A 6,070-nucleotide genomic window follows, 5' to 3' on the forward strand; every position below is an offset into this window, starting at 1 on the left:
ACAAGGAACTTGAAAACCAATGCAATGCTTTAAAAAAGGAAAGTTAAACCCTGGCTTATTATCATTTATCGGGTTGATCGGATATACACTTGTACTATCTACACCCACAGCCCATGCTGATGAGATTGATCTCAGACTCAGCAATGACGCGGTTCACGGAAACTATACTAAAGATAATAGCCGGTCTAAGGCAAGGTTTGGCATGGGGTACTTCTATAAAGATGACGATTACACAACCAATATTCTAAACGTTGACCTACATGCAAAAGGACAAACCGTTATCGGTAATATGCCAGCAACAGTTGCTATTGGATTTGAAAGTAACTTTTTTAAAATCGAGGATTTCAAAGGTACTGCTGTTGGAATTGGCGGTTCACTAAGGCTAAACCTACCAAGCGCACCTGGCTTATCATTTGAAACAGATCTACATTATGCGCCCAAGGTACTATCTTTTGGAGACTCTGACGAGTTCAGTCGTTTTAGAACCCAAGTCAATTACCGAATTATTGAAAATGCCGATATCGCATTCGGCTTCCGCTATATGAATGTTGGCAGCGAATTAGATGGCAAGAATGAAACCCTTGAAAGCGGCGTATACCTTGGTCTTCAGTTAGCACTATAAGACTCAGGAGAGCACTGCAAACGCAGAGACTAAGCCGGATTCATCAGATAAACTAATGTGTATAGTCTCTGCACCCATTTCTTCCATTTTTAATTTTGCTTTTTGGTGCAAGACAGCAACAGGTTGCCCGCTCACCGAATGCGCGAGCTCTATATCATGCCAGGTAATACCCTGAGAGACCCCAGTACCCAAAGCCTTTGATACAGCTTCTTTGACAGCAAAACGCTTAGCTAAGAAGTTGTCTGGACGATTCGATTCAAGAAAGGAGTCAAACTCGTTGGGGGATAATATCCGCTTTGCAAAGCGCTCTCCATAACGCTCGAGGGATCTGGCAATTCTCTGGATTTCAACCAGGTCATTGCCAATACCTTTAACAGTCATAATTCACTATTAGCTCGTAGATTGTATTAAGGCATTCATTTCACGAACCGCATCCTTTATGCCAACAAACAAAGCCCTAGCAATGATACTATGCCCTATATTGAGTTCGTTAATACCGGGTATGGCCGCTATCGCATGCGTATTATGATAGTGCAAACCGTGCCCTGCATTAACAATCAGGCCATGAGACAAGGCCAAGTTCAAACCACTACGAATCCTTCCTAACTCTGCTTGCAATTCAAGCGGATCCTTACACTCGGCATAATGCCCTGTGTGAATCTCAATGGCTTGAGCACCGCAACGAACAGCCGCTTCAATTTGCGCAGGCTCAGGATCGATAAACAGAGAAACTTCTGAACCAATCTCACTCAAGCGAGCGCAGGCATCCTTAATACGATCTTCCTGCGCAATGACATCCAAGCCACCCTCAGTAGTCAGCTCCTCTCTTTTCTCAGGCACCAAACAACAATGTTCAGGCTTAACCTTCTCGGCAAGCCCTAGCATATTTTCGGTTACTGCCATTTCAAGATTCATTCGAGTTTGCAAGGTTTCCTTCATCACCAGTACATCTCGCTCTTGAATATGGCGTCGATCTTCACGCGGATGAATTGTAATACCATCTGCTCCAGCCTCTTCAGCCAGTAAAGCAGCTTGAACAGGGTCAGGGTAACGTGTGCCACGAGCCTCTCTCAAGGTTGCCACGTGATCAACGTTCACGCCTAATAAAACTCTGCCATTAGGATTTTCCATCAAATTTACCCCTTAAACTTTATCGGACGAAATAACTCTCGACTTTTTATCACCTGACCACCCAAAGCATCATCAACCAGATAGCGCATCAACTGCTTGGCCTTTAAGTACTCTTCCTTTTGCCAGGTAGAGCCATTAACAATATCTAAAGTACTGATAAGCGATATTGCTTTTCCACTTATAATAAACACACTTCCTAAGTTAGAGCTGGCCTTACCAACTCCTTCAAAACCTTGCTGTGAAAGAAACTTATATCCCTGATCCTTCTGAATCTTGTGACCATAAATATCATGTTCAAAATCAGGCAGTAATCCTAGCTCACTCAGTAAAAGGTATTCAAATTTTCGCAAACAGCGCTGCAAGTCTTGCCCTTCAGCTAGCTGATCCAAACAATCTACATAGTTTGAGAACACTCCCAGGCTTGGCTCATTGTCCGGTACTAGCTTCAGAACCAATTCATTAAGGTAGTAAGCACTAAAAAGATAGTTTGCGCGAAGCTTATAGGGCTGGCTTGGAACATCGACGGATCGAAGTGTTTTGATTGAAGAGCGGCCACTCCAAGAGAGCAAAAGAGCCTGAAAGGGTTGAAGCAAGGCTGACCAAGCACTTCCTTTTCGCAAGGCCCCTTTTGCGATCAAAGTAAGCCGTCCGAAATTAAGTGAAAACACATCAACTAAAAGACTGGACTCCTGATAAGGGCGCCGGTTCAAAACATAAACCGCTTGCTGCTCCTCAATCATACTCATGCACTGACCGCCCCCTATTTAAAGGAGCCTTACTCGTCTCGATAACCCAAACTCTTTAAAGCCCTTTCATCATCAGACCAACCACTTTTGACCTTAACCCATAGGTTTAACATCACCTTGGTATCAAACAAGCGCTCCATTTCTTTACGAGCATCACGGCCAATGATTTTTATTTGTTCACCCTTGTCACCAATAACGATTTTCTTTTGACCACTGCGCTCTACAAGTATTAGCGCGCTAATATGCAGCACGTGCTTAACCTGTTTAAACTCTTCAATCTCTACAGTCACCGCATAAGGTAGCTCTTCCCCCAGCTGTCGCATGATCTTCTCACGCACAAGCTCAGCAGCCAGAAAGCGCTGACTTCTGTCAGTCACTTGATCTTCAGGATAGTAATGAATACTGTTTGGAAGGAAGCTATCAATTAGTTTTTCAAGAGAATCAACATTATGTCCATGCTTGGCAGAAACTGGAATAATTTCGTTGAACGAATGCTTCTCAGCCAAAACTTGAATGTGCGGTAACAAAGCACCTTTTTCTTTTGCCTGATCAACTTTATTTAACACGAGAATTACAGGCGCTTTTGCAGCTTGGATTTTTTCAAGCACGAAGCTATCTTCCTCTGTCCACTTGGTTCGATCAACCAAAAAGACAATAACATCAACATGCTTAAGCGAATCTGACGCCGCTTTATTCATATATCGATTAATCGCTTTATGTTCTTTCAGGTGCAAACCAGGTGTATCAACATAAACGACTTGCGCTTCGCCTTCGGTTTTGATCCCTAAAATCTGGTGACGCGTGGTCTGAGGCTTCTTTGAGGTAATACTAATCTTTTGACCCAATATACGATTTAGCAACGTTGATTTGCCGACATTAGGGCGCCCAACAATGGCGACATAGCCACAACGGGTATTCGGGTTATTAAAACTTTCCAAGTCGAATTCAGTCATGATAATACTCCAGGGTTATGACTTTTCTTCCAGAATAGCCAGCGCTTGCTTTGCTGATTTTTGCTCAGCTATTCGTCGACTAGGGCCTTCACTATTTGTTCTGATACTCATTGATGCAACCTCACACTCGACAAAGAAAGTCTGATCATGAGCTTCACCTGTGACCTTAATAACTTCATATTTCGGGAGGTCTTTCTTTATAGATTGCAGATATTCTTGTAGGCGGGTTTTAGGGTCTTTTTCGGTATTATCTAAAGACAAGTTAGCGAAACGCGGCTCATACCACGATAAAACAACTTCTCGGCAAGTTGAATGATCGCTGTCTAAATAGATAGCACCAATGACGGCTTCCAGAGCATCAGCAATAATCGACTCCCGCCTAAAGCCACCACTCTTCAGCTCACCGCCCCCTAAGTTCAAATAGTCGCCTAGCTTAAATTCTTTACCAATCTCTGCCAGCGTTACCCCTTTTACCAACAAAGAGCGCAAACGGCTTAGCTGACCTTCTTTTGCAGACGAGAAGTGTTGAAACAGATATTCAGCAATAACAAAGCTAAGTATGGCATCCCCTAAATACTCCAGGCGTTCATTGTTCGCACCTTTAAAGCTACGATGCGTTAACGCTAAATCTAGCAGGCTTTGATCTTTGAACGCATAACCAATTTTTCGTTCAAGCGCACTCAAGCGATTTTGTTTCATAGGGACTAATTTTTCCAAACTTTGCTCAAGCCTTTTCCAAAAAAGACGGTGATAAATAACTCTAAACTAAAACTTTTTCTCTATAGACTCTTCGAAGGAGACCACTGCATCTATGTTGCTATAAATCGGAATGCGAACTTCATACTCTACCGAGATATAAACACTTTCATCTGTAACTTCAGCATAGAAGCCTTCCTTAACATCAAAGGTACGGACATTGTTAGTTAACAAGCGGGTTTGGAAGTTTGTTTCCAGCTCACCAGCAGACATCCCTTCTAAATCAACTTCTTTATCATAAGATTCGAGTACAGATGCAATTTGCCAATGCTCATAAAACGCGGGGTAAAGCTTGAAAGCAATTGTTAAAATAATCGCAGCCATACCCAAAAAAAGCAGGACCACTGGCATCGAAGCACCCTTTTGCCGAGAATCAGTACGCATGTATAACCTCATCGTTAATCTATTTGAATCGTTGCGCTGCCAAGAAGCAGGACATTTATAATAGTATTGTTCAATATACGGATATTGCCTACTCGCTAAACAAAAGTCTTAAACTTTATTCGATAGCACCAACACGCGAAAAACTAGGTATGGAGAAGAACTTTGGCCAATGCATCCATATCGCAAAGGCTTTTCCGACAACCAGGTGGTCAGGAACAACGCCCCAAAAGCGGCTATCATTACTGTTATCCCGGTTATCTCCAACCATAAAATACGAGCCCTCAGGAATCTCCCAGTAACCTTCAGCACCTCTATTTAGCTGCGCTTTATGCTCATACAGCTTATGCTTAACCGAGCCTAAAGTCTCTTCAAACAGTTTGCGCCCAGGTAAATTCGCTAACAGTTTCTCTTCGACAAGCTCACCGTTGATCCATAACTGCTTGTCTGTATATTCAATTTTGTCACCAGGGACACCGATAACTCGCTTAATATAATTGGTCTTTCCATCTTTAGGGTATTTAAAGACCATTACATCACCGCGCTGCGGATCATCCATTTCAATGACTTTAGTTCCCACCACGGGAAGGCGAAAACCATAGGCATACTTATTTACCAGAATAAAGTCGCCAACTTCCAGGCTTGGTAACATTGAACCAGAAGGAATTTGGAAAGGCTCAACAAGAAAGGAACGCAAAACTAAAACGATTGCCAGTACCGGAAAAAAAGACCTAGAAACTTCTACTAACCAAGGGCCTTCAGAAATTTCTTCTTCGCTAGCTGCACTAGATGAATTATCTTTAGCCGCATCTCTTTTTGGTTTCCAGAGTATTGCATCGGCAAGGTATATCAAACCCGTCGCGAAAGTCAGTACAACCAATATCAGGGGAAAATCTATATCCATACTCTTCTCTTATCTACTTGATGCTCAAGCCAACGACGTCGAAAGCAATGTATTAATTATCAATCTTCAAAACTGCCATGAAAGCTTCTTGCGGGATCTCTACACTCCCAACCTGCTTCATTCGTTTTTTACCTTCTTTCTGCTTCTGTAGAAGCTTCTTCTTACGACTTACGTCACCACCGTAGCATTTTGCTGTTACGTTTTTACGTAAGGCTTTTACAGTTTGCCGAGCAACAATTTGACCACCAATCGCGGCTTGAATAGCAACATCAAACATTTGACGAGGAATTAGCTCCTTCATCTTCTCGGTAAGTAAACGTCCCTTTGAGTGGGCATTATCTTTATGAATAATTAGCGCCAATGCGTCAACTTTGTCACCGTTTATTAGAACGTCCAGTTTGGTCAAATTAGACGTTTCAAACCGTACAAAGTGATAATCTAGCGACGCGAAGCCCCGACTGACTGATTTGATACGGTCAAAGAAGTCGAGTACCACTTCATTCATTGGTAAATCATATTTGAGAGAGACCTGCCCTCCCAGAAATTGCATATCCTTCTGAATGCCTCGTTTCTCAAC

Annotated in this window: 8 protein-coding genes and 1 pseudogene; 1 reads left to right on the forward strand and 8 read right to left on the reverse strand. The window is 42.7% G+C overall.

Features of this window, described 5'->3' with window-relative positions:
• The first annotated feature begins 19 nt into the window (after positions 1-19).
• Positions 20-622, forward strand: coding sequence for a YfaZ family outer membrane protein (locus A3735_RS04965; RefSeq protein ID WP_082865048.1), 603 nt, complete (start codon positions 20-22; stop codon positions 620-622).
• Between the two features lie 3 nt (positions 623-625).
• On the opposite strand, the gene acpS is transcribed toward A3735_RS04965, so the two are convergent.
• The 8 genes and pseudogenes from acpS to A3735_RS05005 form a co-directional block, all read right to left on the reverse strand.
• On the reverse strand, positions 626-1,003 hold the full coding sequence (gene acpS, locus A3735_RS04970; RefSeq protein WP_068507884.1) for a holo-ACP synthase: 378 nt from the start codon (positions 1,001-1,003) through the stop codon (positions 626-628).
• Between the two features lie 9 nt (positions 1,004-1,012).
• Positions 1,013-1,753: a pyridoxine 5'-phosphate synthase gene (gene pdxJ / locus A3735_RS04975; protein ID WP_068507886.1), complete on the reverse strand. Its 741-nt coding sequence runs from the start codon at positions 1,751-1,753 to the stop codon at positions 1,013-1,015.
• Between the two features lie 5 nt (positions 1,754-1,758).
• Positions 1,759-2,499, reverse strand: a complete 741-nt coding sequence (recO, locus tag A3735_RS04980) for a DNA repair protein RecO (RefSeq protein ID WP_082880395.1) — start codon at positions 2,497-2,499, stop codon at positions 1,759-1,761.
• A gap of 29 nt (positions 2,500-2,528) precedes the next feature.
• A complete protein-coding gene (gene era, locus A3735_RS04985) occupies positions 2,529-3,452 on the reverse strand; it encodes a GTPase Era (protein WP_068507888.1) in 924 nt (307 codons plus the stop codon).
• Between the two features lie 15 nt (positions 3,453-3,467).
• Positions 3,468-4,151, reverse strand: a complete 684-nt coding sequence (rnc, locus tag A3735_RS04990; protein WP_068552847.1) for a ribonuclease III — start codon at positions 4,149-4,151, stop codon at positions 3,468-3,470.
• 66 nt (positions 4,152-4,217) lie between these two features.
• Positions 4,218-4,592 carry a DUF4845 domain-containing protein gene (locus A3735_RS04995; protein WP_068507892.1) on the reverse strand — a complete coding sequence of 125 codons (375 nt, stop codon included), beginning with the start codon at positions 4,590-4,592 and terminating at the stop codon, positions 4,218-4,220.
• Positions 4,593-4,707: 115 nt separating this feature from the next.
• The gene (gene lepB, locus A3735_RS05000) at positions 4,708-5,493 is read right to left on the reverse strand and encodes a signal peptidase I (protein WP_068637672.1); all 786 of its coding nucleotides are present in this window, start codon (positions 5,491-5,493) and stop codon (positions 4,708-4,710) included.
• Positions 5,494-5,545: 52 nt separating this feature from the next.
• A pseudogene (locus tag A3735_RS05005) lies at positions 5,546-6,070 on the reverse strand (elongation factor 4); the annotation flags it as partial.

It is taken from the genome of Oleiphilus sp. HI0061, from assembly GCF_001635675.1.